This is a genomic window from Caloramator sp. mosi_1, assembly GCF_028622835.1.
Classification (GTDB): domain Bacteria; phylum Bacillota; class Clostridia; order Clostridiales; family Caloramatoraceae; genus Thermobrachium.
In genome coordinates, this window is sequence record NZ_CP117677.1 from 956,203 (window position 1) to 972,875 (window position 16,673).

Below are 16,673 nucleotides of genomic sequence, written 5' to 3' on the forward strand. Positions count from 1 at the left end.
CACCACCTAAATTAGTTTGATTGAAACAAATAAAGCAAACATCAATGCAACTAATATATATAAAATATATAACTGTATTTTTCCATAGTGCATCTTCACGACTTTAGTAGCTATAAAATCAATCATTCTAACAACTGGCATATAAATATTTTCATAAAAGATGTCGTGTATACTAATTTTAAGTAAAATGGCTTCCTTTTACTAACATTCTTTCTATATGATGCAACTTTTCCAAAATATCTTGAAACAGGTTGTGAAAACCCTTCTCCCGAATACTGCATATAAGGCTTTACTGCATTAAATCCACATCCCCAAGTCTCATAGTTTTCAATTTTGTTTTTCCTACTTATTAGAATTAAAAGAGCAGTTATTACAAAAGCTATAAATGAAATATATATTATATCGCTGGCTATATAAATTGTGTTCATATCCTTTATATTTAAAATGTCCTCTGAAATTCTTGATAAAAACTTTACTACAAAGGGAGAAAAGATACCTAATACTACTGCATATATTGATAAAATGCCCATACCTATATGCATTGAAGTTGGTATCTTATGCACTTTAACAGCCTTTTGGCTCCTTGCTTCTCCTAAAAAGTTATCCCAAAATACTTTATTGCAGAATATATTGCTCCAGATGAAGTTAAAGCTAATAATGCTAAAGAAAGTACGATTAAAATAGATATGTTTTTATTTTGAATTAAATTAGTTGCCTCAATAAAGCTTCTAAATATTAAACTTTCGCTTGCAAAACCATTAAATGGAGGCATTGCAGATATAGAAGCCATACCTATAAAGGCAAAAATAGTAGTATATTTTAATGTCTTGTGCAGTCCACCTAATTCATTCATATTTTTGTAGATGTTGCAAACAAAACGCTACCTGCATTGGCAAATAACAGACTCTTAAATACGCTGTGATTTAAAATATGATATAATGCTGCAACTAAAGCAACCAATGCACCTACCTTTATGTTTTGTGAATTTAAGATGATTGAAAGTGCAATGGTTGAAAAAATTAATCCTACGTTCTCAGCGCTTGAATATGCAAGTAGTGCTTTAATATCCTTTTGGAATATACCATTCAATATTGAAATTACTGCTGTAACTAATCCTATTATCAAAAGAACAAGGCCGTTTATTAAATTACTATTATTCACTACTACAAAGTTCACCAATATAAAACCATAGATAGCTACTTTAAGCATAACACCTGACATCAGGGATGATATATTTGATGGTGCGGCAGGATGAGCCTTAGGAAGCCAAGCGTGAAGAGGAATAAGACCTGCCTTTGCTCCAAAACCTATAATTGAAAGATAGAATATAGTATTTATTTGTTTTGTATTCAATGTAGCAAACTGTATATCACTAAAATATAACTTGCCTGTGTATTTATATAAAAGTGCAAACATAATCATAAGTGTTAGTCCACTAATATGCGTCATTATAAAATAAAAAATACCTGTATGTATTGTTGAATATTTCTTATGCTCATAAATTACCAAGAAAAATGACGATATGGACATAAGTTCCCAAAATACCATAAATGATATTATATTACTTGAGAAAACTGTTAAAATCATTGATATAACAAATAAAAAAGTAAAAAACCAAAAATATGTAATAGAATATTCCTTTTTATATTCATTCATATAGCCTGTTGAATATATAAAAATAGGTATAAAGATAAATAGTATTATAAATAAAAAAAGTATGACAGGGGATATACATTAAATTTTAAAAATAAATCCATCCAAAAACCACCTCATTTAATAAAATATTTAGCATTCGAATATTACTACATAAAATTTTACCATACGACAATATTTTTGTTAAGTACATTATAAAAAACTTAAGGTGCATAAGCACCTTAAGTTTATTCAGAAACAGTTACTTCTCCTTCTAATTCTATATCTTCAACTGGTTTTCCAACAAATCTTACAAGCATAAAACAAGCAAATACTCCAAGTATTAGTGAAACCACAACAGGTATGCCTATTGCAACAGGTAAATAACCGCATACTACTGTTACAACACCTATTGTAACTGCATAATACAGCTGTGTTTTAACGTGGTGTAGGTGGTCGCACATTGAACCCATTGAAGACAATATTGTAGTATCTGATATAGGTGAACAGTGGTCACCGAATATTGCACCCGTTAAAACTGCACCTATGCTCATTGTCATAAAACTTGCATCAGGTGACATTGAGTGGGCAAGTGGAATAACAAGAGGCATTAAAATTCCCATTGTTCCATAGGATGTACCTGTTGCAAAGGATATAACAGAACCTAAAACAAATATTAAACTTGGTAGTAAAAACTTTGGTAGTGTACCTGATAATACTCCTGCTAAGTACTTTGCAGTTCCAAGTTCCTTAATTGTTCCAGAAAGTGACCAAGCAAGAAGTAGGATTGCACCTGTTATAACAAGGGACTTTACACCCTCAAGCCAAGTATCTATCGCTTCACTTAATGTCATTATTTTTGTGTTACTGCCATTATAATTGCTATAATACTTGCTAAAAGAGCTGATTGGAAAAGTACAACACTGGCATCAGATGCACCAAATATCTCTCTTATTGAGCTAAAGGATAGAGGTGCATTTTTTATAACCTCAATAAGTTCCTTATCTTCTCCACCTATTATAGCTGTATATCCGCTATAATAAAAACCTAAAAAGGCAAATAGTATAAGAGAACCGATTGGAATTATTGCATTCCAAATGCTAAGCTTTATTCCTTCCTTTGGCTCAATGTTTGAAGCCTCAGTTGATACCATTGGCTTTGCGTCATCTGCAATTACCTTTCCAAGTATCTTTGCCCTTCTTTCAGCCTCAAGCATTGGCCCAAACTCACGTGCAAGTACAGCTGTTAAAACTATAAATATTAAGATGAATATGTTGTAAAATCTATATGGTATTGTTGAAACAAACATTCCGTAGGCATTTACATCTTGTCCAATTTGTGCATAACCGTCTTTTATTAAACTTATTTCATATCCTACCCAAGTTGAAATAAGTGCAATTCCTGCAATAGGTGCTGCTGTTGCATCTATTATAAAAGATAATTTTTCCCTTGATATCTTCATCTTATCAGAAACTGGTCTCATTATTGGGCCTACAATTAGTGAATTTGCATAGTCGTCAAAGAAAACAAATATACCAAGAAGCCAAGTTATAAGCTGTGCACTCCTTGCTGATTTTGCCCTCTTTGCTAAAGATTCGGCTATTGCCTTTGCACCACCCATTTTTGATACAACTGCTATAAGTCCTCCTATAGCAAGACATTGAAGTATTACACCCGCATTCCAAGTATCTGCAAGGGATGCAAGCATCTTATCTACTAATCCTAAGAAGGCATAAAAGAAACTTAAAACAAAACCGTGGGAACTTAAACTTAAAAGAAATGTACCTGTAAGCACCCCTACAAAAAGGGATAAAAGAACATTTTTGGTTCTAAATGCTAATACAATAGCGACAAGTGGTGGTAAAAGTGTTAAAAATCCTGGCATAAAAAAACTCCTCCTTTAATTAATGATTTTTCGGAGGAGAGTCCATCAAAGCAAAAGACACCAAAGGTACAAAAAGCGTACCTTGCCTTTGCATGATAGCTCTCCACAAACTATGCGTTTGTGACAGTGCTATATATATTCTATATAGCCCCAGCCATAGAGCCTTAAAGCATCAGCTCTACGCTTCGGCGATGGCTCCTTTCCTATACCATCATAGTGCTTACCTCAGGTATAGTACTCTTAGACACCGCGCCTCTATCATGTTTAACGCATATTTAATTTTTTTATTTAATAAATATTCTGCAACAAAGTTAATAGTTTGTCAAGCCTTTTTATAAATTTTTGCTATCTGTGCTGCAAGCTTAGCATTATTAAATACAAGCTGAATATTAGACTCAAGGCTCTTTCCACCTGTAATATCCTTAACCTTTGCAAGTAAAAATGGCGTTGATTCTTTACCCTTTATTCCCTTTTCTTCTGCTTCCTTTAGTGCATCCTCTATTGCCTTTGTTATTGTGTCATAATCCATTTCATATTCCTCAGGAATAGGGTTTGCAATAACTGCACCGCCTTTAAGGTTAAGTTCCCATTTAACCTTAAGCATCTTTGCAATTTCCTCTGGTGTATCTAATCTATAATCCACCTTAAATCCACTTTTTCTTGTATAGAAGGCTGGAAGCTCCTCTGTTTTATATCCTACAACTGGAACACCAAAGGTTTCAAGGTATTCAAGTGTAAGTCCTAAATCAAGTATTGATTTTGCACCTGCACAAACCACAGCAACATTTGTATTTGCAAGTTCCTGAAGGTCTGCTGATATATCAAAGGTCTCCTGAGCACCTCTGTGTACTCCTCCTATTCCACCTGTAGCAAAAACCTTTATTCCTGCAAGGGCTGCTATTATCATTGTTGAAGCAACAGTTGTTGCACCATCTATTCCCTTTGCTACGATATATGGAATATCGCGTCTACTTACCTTAACTATTTCTCTGCCTTTTTACCTAAATATTCTATTTCATCGTGCGTTAAACCTGCCTTTAGTTTTCCTCCTATTATTGCAATAGTTGCAGGTACTGCACCATTTTGTCTAACTATCTCTTCAACCTTAAGTGCAGTTTCAACATTTTGAGGATATGGCATACCGTGTGATATTATTGTAGATTCAAGTGCTACAACAGGTTTGCCATTTTCAAGTGCCTCTTTAACCTCATTAGAAACAACTAAATAATCCTTTAACATAATCCCAACTCCTTTGCCTTTGTATTCACATTTTGTATTGTCATCTTGTTTGAAATAGTGTCCTTTGATGAAAGGGCAATTGCTGCTGCTGCCATTGCAAATTTAGCTGAATCTTCTATTGTATAATCATATAAATAGCTGAAAACAAGTCCTGCCAAGAAGGCATCACCTGCACCCGTTGCATTTACAACATACACCTTTGGCATATCTATTTTAAAGATTCCTTCCCTACTTCCGCAAACAACTCCCTCTTCACCAAGGCTTAAAAATACCCTTTTTACTCCTTTTTCTAAAAGTACTTCACAGGCTTTTTTGCTTTATCCACATTATCAACAGAAATTCCTGTCAAAACTTCTGCTTCATATCTATTGGGTTTTATTGTGTGGAACCTTCCTATGAAATCTTTAACCTTTTGTGCCTTTTTAGTTGAAACAGTATCTAAGAATAAATCAACACCTTCAACTTCGGCTATAACTTCAAGTGTTTCTTTAGGTATGTTGGTATCTACAACACAAACCCTTGAGCCTTCTATTATTTTTTTCTTTGATTTTATAAAATCTACACCTATTCTTTCACATATATCCATACAGGATAGGGCAACTGCCATATCTCCTTCTTCATCAAGTATTGAAAGATAGGTAGATGTGTTTTCATCGGCTAAGGTTAAGCTGTGGCTCATATCTATCCCTATGTTTCTTGAATGCTCTATAATTTTTTGCCGTACATATCATCTCCAACGGCTGTTATAAGCTTTACATTAACATTTAGCCTTGCAAGGTTTTCTGCTATGTTTCTTGCTACACCACCTAAGGACATATTTAAAATACCAGGGTTTGAATCTTTGTATTTTAGTTTTTCTTTTGGGAATCCCTGTATATCTACATTTGCACCACCAATAACTAAAACATACTCATCAAGATTTATAATATACCCTTTTCCTAAAATATATCCCTTTTTCATTAGATTTGTGATGTGAACTGCAACAGAAGCCCTTGCAATGTTAAGTTTTGATGCTATTTCCTCCTGCGTAATAAAGGGGTTTTTCTTTATAAGTTCAAGTATTTCTCTTTCTCTATTCGTCATACAATCACCTAAACTTTTGTTTAATATTTAATCATATGTTTATATTAACATTTATAAAAAGAAAAATCAATAAAAATTAAAATTTTTAGATTATTTCTCGCCTGTCTATAATAAATATTGCAAACAATATAAATACCGATGCCCCAAGGCATATATAAGCTATTGCTTTATATTTATTTGTATATTTGTAACTCTCCACATAGTAAGTTTTTACTGTACCCATTGAATTTATTACACAAACATTACCCTTTAATCCTTCAACAAAGCTAAAGTCACTTAAATACGTAGAAATACTCTTTAATCCAGATTTATTAATAGAATTTAAAGCTAAAACAAATGTATCTTCATTAGCTTCTATAAGCTGAACTACACTATCCTCATCCTTAGCTGTTATACCCTCTTTAGTTTTATATCCTCCATCCTTTACATTAACCCACAATCTATCCTCTAATTCCTTTAAATTTAATCCATAGACTATATTGTTTTTAGATTTATCAGTAGAAAAACCTATGCTTAAACCATCAAGCACATTAATACTATGCCCTAAAAAGGCAAATATATTTGATAGATTGGTTAAATCTTCACTATCTATATTGCTTGGGATTACTACCTTTAAGTTGTTGAACTTTCCATTTTCGATAAAAGGTGCAGGAAAATAAAGAAGGTCTCTTCTTTTTCCTGTTTTGTTGGTTTATATAAAATAGAATCACTCAATATAACAGCAAAGAGATTTTCTGCAACATCTGCTACATCCTTTTTATTTTTAGGAATAAGGTTAAACTTTAATTTTAGTTTTATTGTTCCTGTTTCTGCTATTTCTCTTAAGTTTATCCTTATACTATCCCTTTGAATTTTCTCTAATGATAAGGTTTTATCTGTATAAGGCACATCATTTACCATTATACAAAGTGATGATTTGTTAAAATCTAATAGGTTTGAGTACCTTAAATAAAACTCAAAATAGGCATCCTTAGTTAAACTTTTATCCTTTGGTATTTCTATAAAGAATTCTGCCTCATTATCAATGCTATTTAAAACTATATCTTTATATCCTAACTCCTTTAGAGTTGATTTCTCCTTAAGTGTCTCACAATCCTTCGGTTTATATTCACTCACATATAAAGTGTTACCAGTAGCGGTTTCTAAATAATTAAAATCTCCTAATGTCTTTGTTGCAACAGGAAGTTTTTGCTGTCAAAGGAGGTTATGATTAGAACATACCTACCATCCCTATAGGGGATTTTATAAGTTTTACGACGGCATTATCAGACATCCTTATTCTATCTTCACTATCTAAGAACTTTTTAATTTATCCTCTAAGTCCCAATAGGAGGCTATAACTATTATATTTTTATCCACATCATCCACATTAAAATCCTTAATATGCTTTGCCCTTAGGTTTAAATTTGAATATGCATCATATCTTCCAAGAGCGGACGACAAGTAAAGAAGTGCAAGATAAGCCTCTACATCTTCGCCTGTTATAATAACTGAATTAAAAGTGTTTCCATTTCCTCTTTTAAAAAGGGATAAGGAAAGCTTTTAAGGAGTATATTTTCTGTGTCTTCTTCATACTCAATATGAACATAGCTGTCCTCCTGAATATCAACCCAGTTTCCAATATTAATATCTTCAAAATAGTCATCTTCATCTATCATTTTAAAGGTAGAAATTTTTAAAGAATTAAAGCCTGTCTTTATCCATTCTTTTTTAGGTAAAAGGCTGTTTGTATATTTTTTTGCCGTATATATCAATGCTTCCTACAGGAAAACCATTCAGATAAACAGTCAACATAGAATTTTTATATTTTATTACATCACTTATATTTACATTCAAATAAACATAGCCTTCATCCTTTAAAATCCAATGCTCATCCACATAAAAGTTAAAATTAAAGGAAGCTCTAATTCCTCTAAGTTCTATATTATTATTTAGTTTATAGTTTCTTACACCTATTTCCTCTGCATAAATAGGCTGTGAACAAAGTATAAAAAATATAGTAAAAACTATTAATACCCTTTTCATTCTTTACCCCCTAAAATCTTTCTGTCTTATACCACCTATACTCTCTCTTTGAAATTCTATCCTTTATATAAGAAAAAACACCAACAGTAGAAACAACACTCCAAAGCTTACAATAGGTAAAATACATTAAAAATATTAAAGATATATTTTTTAGTGTAAACTCCTCCTTTTCAAACGATAAAGATATTGAAACCTCAAGTACGAACATAATGTAGGATAAAAGCCAAATTAAAAGCAAGTTACCTAAAACTCCAACCCTTAGTTTAGTAAATATTCCAAGTAAAAAATACAGTCTGACATTAAGACTGAAAGGAGAAAAACAAAATATACAGATGCAAAATAAATAACATCTACCCAGGCTTCCCTTTTATTAGATTGATGTCAAATAGGTATTTAAATATCACATATACATTACCCTTAACCCACCTTTTTCTTTGTTTAAACCACACCCTCAAGGTTTCTGGTTCCTGTTCAAAGGTTACAGACTGAGGCACAAACTTTATTCTATATCCCATCTTGTATATTCTTATACTAACCTCTGTATCCTCCGCCATTGCCTTCTCGTCCCATCCACCAATCCTATCTAATATATCTTTTCTAACCAAAAATTTGTGCCGGGTATTGTACATAGACTAAAAAGTTTCCACCTTCCTCCCTGTGCCATCCATTGAAAACTAAGCCCTTCTATGTTTATAAACCTTGTTAATAGATTTTTATCTTTATTTATTGTCCTAAACTTTCCAATAACAGCACCTAAGGTTTCATCTCTTTTAAGTTCACTTACAAGGTTGTAAAGTGCCCTTTTATCTGGTCTATTATCAGCATCATATACTGCAACAAACTCACCTTTTACATACTTAAGGCCAACGTTTAATGCATTCGCCTTTCCTTTCCCCCTGTATTTAAGTCTGTCTTTATAACTTTTAATCTATCCTTGTACTCCTGCTTTAAACTTTGCAAAATATGCTCTGTGTTATCCGTTGATAAGTCATCAATCACTATAAGTTCGTATCTATTAGATGGATAATCAAAATCCATTATACTCCTTACCGTATACTCAATCACCTTCTCCTCATTATGTGCAGGGACTAAAATAGATACAAAGGGAAATCATCTAAAATGAAGGTTGTTCTTCTTGTTTCAAGATAATAAAGGTATCCAAAATAGGTTAAAATTCCACCTATTATAAGCATTAACCATATAGAATAAAGGGAGAACAAAAACACACTGTCATAAATCATACCCCTTCTCCCTCCTTAAACAAAGTGAGTGAATTAAAATAAACAAGAGCCCTGTTATCAGGAATATAAATATATACAGGACTATCCTCTGTACATCCAGAAAGTTTAATCTTATCTCTAACTTTTTATTGTAATTCCCTTCAACTTTTCCTTTTGAGCTTTTTATAGTTATATCCTTTAAAATTACGTAGTTTTCCTCTTCTTTTAGGTCGTAAAAGCCGTAACCTCTATCCTTTAACTCTTTAATGATTTTCTTTAGATAATCAATATCCATAAATGTATGAAAATAAAAACCTCCAAAATAGTCTCTAACTACTGAAGTTCTATCTATATTTTTTAATATTTCGTTTATATTATCTGAATAGACATAGCCTAAATTTTCAGGTATCAATCTGTTTAAAAACTCAATATTTTCTATTCTATAGGGATAGGATGTGGTACAAAATGAGTACTGAGATGTTTGTATATGCCCTACATAAGTTGAAAAATGTTCTTTTAAAAACTCATACCCATCCCTATTTATGGCATAGTGGGGTGCTTCAAAGGCAAGGGGTATAGACCGCATTTTAAGCACTCTAAAAGTGCACTATATACTCTATCCTCCATATATCTATACATATCTTCAGATGGTGGCCTACTATTTTTTATATCCCAAAACTCATACCCCTCCCCGTCCTTTCATCCCTTATCTGGTGTGTATATCCGTGCAGAACTATTGAAGCTCCATTATCCTGCATATGTCTTAAGGTCTTAACAAGCTCCCTATTATCAGATATCCTGTATATTCTTCCATTTTCTCTATAGGATGGGATTAATGCTATCATATAGGGAATTCCTTCTGACTTTAGATATTCACCTATTTCCTTTAACTTTTTACATCTACTTTAGCGTGTACATCCTCTATCCTCACAAAAACTCTTTTTTCTTCTTTATGTTCTTTGTCTAAAATATCGTGTAGGACATTGCAAAGAATATTAAAGGTTACCCCTCTGAATCATATTTTGTAGCCACCCACCTGTTGTTATATTTAAATATATATGGTATTTGATTTTTTCCATCGGTAAAATAGCTTATTATCTCTGCATTTTTTACATTATAATAGTCAACATAATTATTGTCATATATGCCAAACCTTCTTTTGAAGGGAAAGCTAAAATCCTTATAGTATATATCTACAGCATTATAATTTTTCTCTAAGAAAATATTACTACCAAACTCCTCCATCAAAAGAATACGTCTAAAACCCGTCCCAATAAAAGTAGTAGGTGCTTTATAATCAATCAAATCCTCTACAACACTATCAGGTATTTCCCTTCATCTAAGCCTAATAAAAATACATAATCAAACTCCTTTAAATACCCCTTGTATAGTCCTTCTCTGCAACTTCAAAGACATCTATATCAAAATGGCCTAAAGCAATCTTAAAGGCCAAAACCTCATCATTGTCATAGCCAAATCTATACCTTGTGTCGTATATTATAAGGGCCCTGTCGCGTCTATCCTCTGCAAAAGCTCTTCCAAGCATAAAACAGAGAATAAACAATAAGCTAATTATTATCTTCTTTAACAATATAACATCCCCCATCCTTAAGGCTAAAAGTGCATTTAAATTATCAAAGGAGTGAGCATATAAAGTAACTTCATTTCCTAATGCACCATATATGGGGGATAATCTATTTTTACATTGAAGCTTAAGCATTCTGTTTATTAGCATATTGTATAAATCTATATCTTTATAGAATAATGCTACCCTTGCTAAAGTTGCATATATTGCTGTGGATTCTACCTTTGAAGAGGGTTTTAAATCCTTTATATAATACTCTGAGTAAATAGCACCCCTTATTTCCATCTCATTTTTTATAAACTTTATAAAATCCATATAGAAAATGTTGTCCTCTGCCAAGTGTTCAACCACTATTGCATTTTGAAGAATATCCACCTTATTTTCACTTGAATATTGTTTTGTTCTTAAGTTGTATTTATTTCTAAAAAGGGCGTGCCGTCAATCTTTCCATTCTCCAAAACCCATTTTGAGTTTTCATATATACTCTTAAAGTTTGGTTCGTAATTGCCAATAAGGTTCATTGTATATAAATCTATGTAGGATAGAGTTATCGCTCCTGCCCTTGTATATCCATCATAATAATCCACTAAAAACCCACTTCTACATTCATATTTTTTACAGCACCTATAATCCTTTTTGCAAGATTATAATACTCCTTGTCCCCAAAAACGCCATACCCAATGATAAGAGCTCGTACAATTCTTAAATCATCTATTGAAGCAGAGGAGGAATATTTATAATCCTCTCCTACCCTCCAAGAGACTAAATTGTTTTTAAGCATCATTCTTTCCTTTACAAACTCAACGTGCCTTCTATAACCTTCTTCATCCTTTATATACAAATAATACAGCATAGCAAGTCCCTCAGATTCTGAAAGGACATCCCTCGAACCAAACTCATTTTTATAGTTTGTATAAACACCTCCATATTCATCGGTTAACTTTTTCTCAATAAATTCTCTAACAAGCCTTTCACTTACTATTTCGCAAGGATAGTCATATTGGAAATTCAACCTTTGACTATTCATATTCCCTCCCACAGCATAAAAATTAACAAGATTAGAACCACTATATACCTTTTAATAACAACCACTCCCCAACGTCTTATAAAATTATATTTGTCTAAAGAATTAAATAGAACAGGTTAAATCTTGGTTAATTTATTGACAAGCCCTTTGTGTTGATTTATACTAATATTGAAAATAATCTGAATATTATTGTTTTTGGAGGCGACCTACTATGACTTTATACCACATAGACCTAACCCTTAGAAATACAATAGATGACATAGCAAAGGAAATCATAGACAACAACTTTGATGTAATTGAAATAGACGGGATTTGCAACAGTTGCGACAAAAATTTAGTATTTGAATGTTTTGATTCAAACCCTATATTTAACATATTAAGGGAACTTCAGCTACAGGGAATTAGAGGATATAGATTTGATTGTAATATTTATAACAATTCAGATAGAAAAATTACTCTTGTAAAAAATACGATGTTACTAATATAAATGAAATATAATACATAAAAGCAACAGATTTCTCCCCTTAAAATATTAAAGTATTAATCCTTATGATATCATCTGTTCAATTCTTTATTTTTTAATATTTTTATTTATCTTAGGTTTCTTGACATCAGACTTTTTTACTATATACTACAATTGTTAATTGTCTGAAATATTTGGTGGTAAAACCATCAAATATTTTTTACGCCTTATGCAATCGTTTGCTCATATTGGAAGGAGGTTTTATAATGTCTAAGAAAATATTCACCTTTGATTTCTGGCAAAAATTCGGAAAAGCACTTATGGTCGTAGTTGCAGTAATGCCTGCTGCAGGTCTTATGATTTCAATCGGAAAACTTATCGGGATACTATTTGGGGACATAACACTTACACAAACGATTGCAAGAATTATTGAAGACTTAGGTTGGGGGATAATTGTTAATCTTCACATATTATTTGCAGTTGCAATTGGAGGTTCTTGGGCAAAGGAGAGGGCTGGTGGAGCCTTTGCTGCACTTATAGCCTTTATATTAATAAACCGCGTAACAGGTGCCATTTTTGGAGTAAATGGTGCAATGCTTCAGGATGCAACCGCAACTGTTAAAACTGTATTTGGTTCAAACTTAGTTGTTAAAGACTATTTTACATCTGTACTTGGTGCACCTGCACTTAATATGGGTGTTTTTGTTGGTATAATAGCAGGTTTCTTAGGTGCCGCACTATATAACAAATACTACAACTATAATAAACTACCAAATGCACTTTCCTTCTTTAACGGAAAAAGATTTGTACCATTTGTTGTTATAATAGGTTCAGTAATTACAGCAACTTTACTTTCAATAGTTTGGCCAATTGTTCAAACTGGTATAAACTCCTTTGGTAAATGGATTGCAACTTCAAGGGATAATGCTCCCTTTATATCAACCTTTATATACGGAACACTGGAGAGAATTCTGCTTCCATTTGGTCTTCACCATATGATAACAATACCTATGAACTATACTGAACTTGGAGGAGTTTACACCATACTAACTGGTGATAAGGTAGGACAAGCAGTTTACGGACAAGACCCGCTATGGCTTGCTTGGATTACAGACCTAAACAATCTAAAGGCTGCAGGAGATATGGCTACATATAACAAGCTGCTCTCAACTGTACATCCAGCACGCTTTAAGGTTGGACAAATCGTAACTTCAACCGCATCACTAATAGGTGCTGCACTTGCAATGTATATGAGCGTTGAAAAGGAAAAGAGACCTCAATATAAATCAATGTTTTTATCAGCTTCACTTGCAGTATTTTTAACAGGTGTTACAGAACCTATTGAATTTATGTTTATGTTTACTTCACCAATACTATTCTTTGGATATGCAGTATTTACAGGACTTGCCTTTGCAATGGCAGACCTTATAAACTTAAGAATACACGCCTTTGGTTTTATAGAACTTTTAACTCGTACACCTATGATAGTAAATGCAGGACTTTCAAAGGACCTATTAAACTTTGTATTTACTTGCCTTCTATTCTTTGCTGTAAACTTCTTTGGATTTAGGTTTGCTATAAAGAAGTTTAACATACTAACTCCAGGACGTGGAGAAAACCAATTAGATGCAGAGGAAGAGGCTGCTGCAACAACTACAAATTCAAGCAACAAAGAGTTGGCACTAAAGATAATAGACCTTCTTGGCGGAAGCGAAAACATAGTTGAGGTTGACGCTTGTATGACAAGACTTAGAGTTACAGTTAAGGATACATCTTTAGTTGCAGAACAAAGTAAATGGAAGGAAAACGGTGCTGTTGGATTAATAATTAAGGATAAGGGAATACAGGCAATATACGGACCTAAAGCTGATATATTAAAGTCAGATATAAATGACATATTGGGGGCATAAATATGAAGCTTTTAACACTAAACTGCCACTCTTGGATTGAAGAAAATCAACTTGAAAAACTTGATATAATTGCAAAGGATATAATAGAAAAGGGATATGATGTAGTTGCACTTCAGGAAGTAAATCAGCTAATAAAGAGTGAGACTGTAGAGGGAAATATAAAAGAGGACAACTTTGCCCTTGTACTTATGAATAGGATAAATGAAGTTTCAAAGGAAAAGTACAGTATGTACTATGAAAAAAGCCATATAGGATACGATAAATACGAAGAGGGAGTTGCCCTTCTTACAAAACATAAGGTGCAGGGTGTAAAAACATACCTTGTTTCTAAAAATGATGACTTTAGAATCTGGAAAACAAGAAAAATCCTAAAGGCAAGTATTTTAATAGAAGGACAAGAAATAGACTTCTACTCCTGCCACCTTGGTTGGTGGGAGGATGAGGAGGAACCCTTTAGAGAACAATTCGATAACCTTTATCAAACTATTGATAAGGAAAAACTAACATTCCTTATGGGAGACTTCAACAACAACGCATTTATACGAAATGAAGGCTATGATTATATGATAAAAAGGGACTGTTTGATACCTACACTCTTGCAGAAGTTAAGGATGATGGAGTTACAGTTAGAGGTAAAATTGCAGGTTGGGATGAAAATAAAAAGATTTAAGGCTTGATTTAATTTTAGTGAATAGGTCAATTTATGTTAAATCATCAAAGGTTATATTCAATGGTATAAACAAAGAGGTTGTTTCTGACCACTTTGGAGTTTGTGTTGAAATATAATATATAGGGCTGGGAGGTTAAAATTAGTCTCAGCCCTCTAAATAAACTATATATTTTCTGATTATTTTTAAATTTGTATAAAATTATAAAGGATGGTGTTTATTGTGAAAAGAGCTTGGTGGAAGGAAGGAGTAGCGTATCAAATCTATGTTAGAAGCTATAAGGATACCAATGGAGATGGAATAGGAGATTTAAGGGGTATAATTGAAAAACTTGATTATCTGAAACATTTAGGTGTAGATATGATATACCTAAACCCTATAAACAAATCTCCTAACGATGATAACGGATACGACATAAGCGACTACTACGATATAATGGATGAATTTGGCACAATGGAGGACTTTAAACTTTTAATTGAAGAGATGCACAAAAGAAATATGAAGCTTATAATGGACCTTGTTATAAACCACACATCAGATGAACATCCTTGGTTTGTTGAGAGCAGAAAGTCAAAGGACAACCCATACAGAGATTATTATATCTGGCATCCAGGAAAAGACGGCAATCCACCAAACAACTGGGGTTCCTTCTTTGGAGGAAGTGCCTGGGAATATGATGAACAATCAGGTGAATATTATCTACACCTCTTTTCAAAGAAGATGCCTGACTTAAACTGGAGATGTGAAGAAGTAAGAAACGAAATAATTAAAATGATTCAATTTTGGATTGATATGGGGGTTGATGGATTTAGATTTGATGCAATAAATCACTTAGAGAAGGATTTCAACTTCCCTGATGCAGAGGTAAAGGAAGGGCAAATATATGGAGACTTTATAAAGTACGTGCAAAACCTTCCTAAGGTACACGACTATATAAAGGAAATAAGAAGAAGGGTGTTTAACACAGGACACCACGTTTTAATTGGAGAAACAGGTGGAATAAGCTACCACAATGCCTACCTATACACAGGAGTTGATAGAGAAGAACTTGATATGACCTTCCACTTTGATATGCACTCTGTAGGAAAGGGAGATAAGGATTGGGAAAGAAGAAAGATAGACCTTGTTAAAGAGATTAAGGAAAAGATGAGTGGATGGCAGATGAGGGAGGAAAAGGAGGGCTGGTGTCCTATATTCTACTCAAACCACGACTCAACAAGAACAGTTTCAAGGCTTGGCGATGATGAAAAGTATCATAAAGAATCTGCCAAAATGCTTGCTACACTGCAACTTACACAAAAGGGAACTCCTTTTATATACTATGGTGACGAAATTGGAATGACAAATGCTTGGGACTTTGAACTTGAGGACTACAGGGATGTTGCTGTGTTTAATAAGTACAGGGACTTTGTAGAAACTGGACTTGTAAGCCACGAAAACTATATAAAGGGACTGCATCTTACATCAAGGGATAATGCCAGAACTCCAATGCAGTGGGACGACTCTGAAAACGCTGGATTTAGCAAACAAACTCCTTGGATTAGGGTAAACTCAAACTATAAAAAATAAATGTAAAGTCACAAATGAAGGAAGAAGATTCAATATTAAACTACTATAGAAAGCTTATAGAACTTAGAAAGAATAATTTAACCCTTGTTTACGGCGACTTTATTGAAATAAATAGAGAACACCAGGAGATATATTCATATATAAGAAAAGGCGAAGACGACGCATTTCTTGTAATAGTAAACTTCTTTGGTGGAACACCAGAATTTAAACTTCCTGAAGATGTTAAAATTAAAGAGGCAGAGCTTGTTTTATCAAACTATCAATGTGAAGATAAAAACATAGATAACATAAAATTAAGACCATATGAAGCAAGAATTTATAAGTGTAAATTATAAAAAATAACCTTTAGGTGACCTCACCTAAAGGT

16 protein-coding genes, 7 pseudogenes and 1 riboswitch are annotated in these 16,673 nt (G+C 33.0%); of the genes and pseudogenes, 4 read left to right on the forward strand and 19 right to left on the reverse strand.

The features are described from left to right. Positions 1-6: 6 nt before the first annotated feature. The 19 genes and pseudogenes from PL321_RS06805 to PL321_RS06905 form a co-directional block, all read right to left on the reverse strand. Complete coding sequence (locus PL321_RS06805) at positions 7-141, reverse strand: hypothetical protein (RefSeq protein ID WP_273963967.1); 135 nt, start codon at positions 139-141, stop codon at positions 7-9. Further along, positions 123-563, reverse strand: coding sequence for a hypothetical protein (locus tag PL321_RS06810; protein ID WP_273963968.1), 441 nt, complete (start codon positions 561-563; stop codon positions 123-125). Before PL321_RS06810 ends, PL321_RS06805 begins: the two co-directional genes overlap by 19 nt. 29 nt (positions 564-592) lie before the next feature. Continuing rightward, on the reverse strand, positions 593-853 hold the full coding sequence (locus tag PL321_RS06815) for a hypothetical protein (protein ID WP_273963969.1): 261 nt from the start codon (positions 851-853) through the stop codon (positions 593-595). Beyond that, on the reverse strand, positions 850-1,656 hold the full coding sequence (locus tag PL321_RS06820; RefSeq protein WP_273963970.1) for a proton-conducting transporter transmembrane domain-containing protein: 807 nt from the start codon (positions 1,654-1,656) through the stop codon (positions 850-852). The genes PL321_RS06815 and PL321_RS06820 overlap by 4 nt, the downstream gene beginning before the upstream one ends. A 224-nt stretch (positions 1,657-1,880) precedes the next feature. Beyond that, positions 1,881-3,511 (reverse strand): annotated as a pseudogene (locus PL321_RS06825) (Na+/H+ antiporter NhaC family protein); the annotation flags it as partial. A 94-nt stretch (positions 3,512-3,605) separates the two neighbouring features. After that, a riboswitch (Lysine riboswitch) is annotated at positions 3,606-3,783 on the reverse strand. A gap of 56 nt (positions 3,784-3,839) precedes the next feature. Beyond that, a pseudogene (locus PL321_RS06830) lies at positions 3,840-4,756 on the reverse strand (pseudouridine-5'-phosphate glycosidase). Beyond that, positions 4,750-5,839: pseudogene (locus PL321_RS21130) on the reverse strand (PfkB family carbohydrate kinase). Before PL321_RS21130 ends, PL321_RS06830 begins: the two co-directional pseudogenes overlap by 7 nt. 85 nt (positions 5,840-5,924) lie before the next feature. Then, positions 5,925-6,368, reverse strand: coding sequence for a hypothetical protein (locus tag PL321_RS06850; RefSeq protein ID WP_273963974.1), 444 nt, complete (start codon positions 6,366-6,368; stop codon positions 5,925-5,927). 83 nt (positions 6,369-6,451) lie between these two features. Beyond that, entirely contained in the window at positions 6,452-6,955 is a 504-nt protein-coding gene (locus tag PL321_RS06855) for a cellulose biosynthesis cyclic di-GMP-binding regulatory protein BcsB (RefSeq protein WP_273963975.1), read from the reverse strand. Positions 6,956-7,132: 177 nt separating this feature from the next. Next, positions 7,133-7,282 carry a hypothetical protein gene (locus tag PL321_RS06860; RefSeq protein WP_273963976.1) on the reverse strand — a complete coding sequence of 50 codons (150 nt, stop codon included), beginning with the start codon at positions 7,280-7,282 and terminating at the stop codon, positions 7,133-7,135. Between the two features lie 38 nt (positions 7,283-7,320). Beyond that, complete coding sequence (locus PL321_RS06865; protein WP_273964717.1) at positions 7,321-7,593, reverse strand: hypothetical protein; 273 nt, start codon at positions 7,591-7,593, stop codon at positions 7,321-7,323. Continuing rightward, positions 7,550-7,864 carry a cellulose biosynthesis cyclic di-GMP-binding regulatory protein BcsB gene (locus PL321_RS06870; protein WP_273963977.1) on the reverse strand — a complete coding sequence of 105 codons (315 nt, stop codon included), beginning with the start codon at positions 7,862-7,864 and terminating at the stop codon, positions 7,550-7,552. Before PL321_RS06870 ends, PL321_RS06865 begins: the two co-directional genes overlap by 44 nt. Before the next feature lie 10 nt (positions 7,865-7,874). Then, positions 7,875-9,105 (reverse strand): annotated as a pseudogene (locus tag PL321_RS21135) (glycosyltransferase family 2 protein). Next, a complete protein-coding gene (locus PL321_RS06880; protein WP_273963978.1) occupies positions 9,095-9,670 on the reverse strand; it encodes a DUF2334 domain-containing protein in 576 nt (191 codons plus the stop codon). The pseudogene PL321_RS21135 and the gene PL321_RS06880 overlap by 11 nt, the downstream one beginning before the upstream one ends. Positions 9,671-9,749: 79 nt before the next feature. After that, positions 9,750-9,971, reverse strand: a pseudogene (locus tag PL321_RS06885) (DUF2334 domain-containing protein); the annotation flags it as partial. A 115-nt stretch (positions 9,972-10,086) separates the two neighbouring features. Further along, positions 10,087-10,389 (reverse strand): hypothetical protein, encoded by a 303-nt coding sequence (locus tag PL321_RS06890; RefSeq protein ID WP_273963979.1) that lies wholly within the window; start codon positions 10,387-10,389, stop codon positions 10,087-10,089. Positions 10,390-10,456: 67 nt separating this feature from the next. Continuing rightward, positions 10,457-11,044: a hypothetical protein gene (locus tag PL321_RS06895; protein ID WP_273963980.1), complete on the reverse strand. Its 588-nt coding sequence runs from the start codon at positions 11,042-11,044 to the stop codon at positions 10,457-10,459. A 29-nt stretch (positions 11,045-11,073) separates the two neighbouring features. After that, positions 11,074-11,256: a hypothetical protein gene (locus tag PL321_RS06900; RefSeq protein ID WP_273963981.1), complete on the reverse strand. Its 183-nt coding sequence runs from the start codon at positions 11,254-11,256 to the stop codon at positions 11,074-11,076. Continuing rightward, positions 11,256-11,696 (reverse strand): hypothetical protein, encoded by a 441-nt coding sequence (locus PL321_RS06905; RefSeq protein ID WP_273963982.1) that lies wholly within the window; start codon positions 11,694-11,696, stop codon positions 11,256-11,258. Before PL321_RS06905 ends, PL321_RS06900 begins: the two co-directional genes overlap by 1 nt. A gap of 211 nt (positions 11,697-11,907) precedes the next feature. Here PL321_RS06905 and PL321_RS06910 point away from each other — a divergent pair, with 211 nt between their 5' ends. From PL321_RS06910 to PL321_RS06925, 4 genes and pseudogenes are all read left to right on the forward strand, one after another. Next, entirely contained in the window at positions 11,908-12,183 is a 276-nt protein-coding gene (locus PL321_RS06910; RefSeq protein WP_273963983.1) for a hypothetical protein, read from the forward strand. A gap of 242 nt (positions 12,184-12,425) precedes the next feature. Further along, a complete protein-coding gene (locus tag PL321_RS06915) occupies positions 12,426-14,069 on the forward strand; it encodes a PTS transporter subunit IIBC (RefSeq protein ID WP_273963984.1) in 1,644 nt (547 codons plus the stop codon). A 2-nt stretch (positions 14,070-14,071) separates the two neighbouring features. Next, positions 14,072-14,855 (forward strand): annotated as a pseudogene (locus PL321_RS06920) (endonuclease/exonuclease/phosphatase family protein). A 104-nt stretch (positions 14,856-14,959) separates the two neighbouring features. After that, positions 14,960-16,641: pseudogene (locus tag PL321_RS06925) on the forward strand (glycoside hydrolase family 13 protein). Positions 16,642-16,673: the final 32 nt, after the last annotated feature.